The following is a 1,477-nucleotide window of genomic DNA, read 5'->3' on the forward strand; positions in this document are numbered from 1 at the left end:
CTGGGGCTCGCAGGAGACACAGGCTGCACGGCGGTGAGTCAACCAGTTCAGCCGTCAAGACAACCCAACGCGTCTTGACCACTGAAGTTTCAACGATCTGAAAGATATAAGGAGACAGACCATGCACCAGCCCCACGCCGAGCCCCGGCGCTCGATCTATTACGACTACCAGGTGTTCGACGCCTGGTTGCCGTCGGCGCACCCGGCCGAACAACACGCGCCGGTGGTCATCGCCGGCGCCGGCCCCATCGGGCTGGTGACCGCCCTCGCGCTGGCGCAGCAGGGCGTGCGCTGCGTGGTGCTCGAAGCCGAGCGCCAGGTGTCCGAGGGCAGCCGCGCCATCGTGTTCACCCGCCGGTCCATGGAAATCCTGCTGCAGGTGGGCGTGGCGCAGCGGGTGACGGACAACGGCCTGCCCTGGCGCTTTGGCAACTCCATTTACCGCGGCCAGCGCGTGTTCCGCATGGAGAACCCACACGACCCCGACGACCGCTTTTTCCCGCTCATCAACCTGCAGCAGCAGTATGTGGAGCAGTACCTGGTGGAGGCCTGCGCCGAGCAGCCGCTGGTGGACCTGCGCTGGGGCAACAAACTGTTGTCGTTCACGCAGGACGGGCAGGGCGCCACGCTGCAGGTGGACACCGCCGAAGGCCCGTACACGCTCAAGGCCGACTGGCTGGTGGCCGCCGACGGCGCCCGTTCGGCCGTGCGCGGGCTGATGGACCTCAAGCTGGAAGGCGCGTCCTACGAAGGCAGGTTCGTCATCGCCGACATCCGGGTGGACCTTCCGCTGCCGACCGAGCGCCTAGCCTTCTTCGACCCCGACTGGAACCCGGGCAACACCATCCTCATGCACCGCGAGCCGCACGGCATCTGGCGGTTGGACTACCAGCTGCCGCCCGGCGAAACACCCGAAGACGCGCTGAGACCCGAATCGCTCAAGGCCCGCATCGACGCCCAGCTGGCGATGATCGGCCACGCCGGCGTGCCGTGGGAGATGGACTGGTGCTCGGTCTACTCGGCGCGCGCGCTCACGCTGCCCGACTACGTGCACGGCCGCGTGCTGTTCGTGGGGGATGCGGCGCACCTGCTGCCCATCTTCGGCGTGCGCGGGGCCAACACCGGCTTCCAGGACGCGCAGGCGCTGGCCTGGCGGCTGGCGCTGGTCGCGAAAGGGGTGGCACCCGCGACGCTGCTGCGCACCTACAGCACCGAACGCGTGGGCGCAGCGCGCGAAATCATCGACGAAGCCGGCAAGAGCACGCGCTTCATGGCGCCGCCCACGCGCGGCTTCCGCTTGCTGCGCGATGCGGTGCTGTCGCTGTCGCTCAGCCAGCCGTTCGTGGGGCCGCTGTACCACTGGCGCTCCTCGCGTCCGCACGAATACGCCGGCTCACCGCTCAACGCACCGGACGACGACAACGCCGCCTTCGGGGCCGGGCCGGGTCTGGGCGCACCGCCGCGCAACGTGCGCCTG

At 69.0% G+C, this 1,477-nt stretch carries 1 protein-coding gene; it reads left to right on the plus strand.

The genetic code is table 11. From position 1 onward, the window contains the following. Positions 1-121: 121 nt before the first annotated feature. On the plus strand, positions 122-1,477 hold a 1,356-nt coding region (locus tag ACR2JA_RS09510), incomplete at its 3' end, for an FAD-dependent monooxygenase (protein ID WP_434008846.1).

Source organism: Hydrogenophaga sp. (assembly GCF_051007235.1).
In the GTDB taxonomy this organism is placed as follows: domain Bacteria; phylum Pseudomonadota; class Gammaproteobacteria; order Burkholderiales; family Burkholderiaceae_C; genus Hydrogenophaga.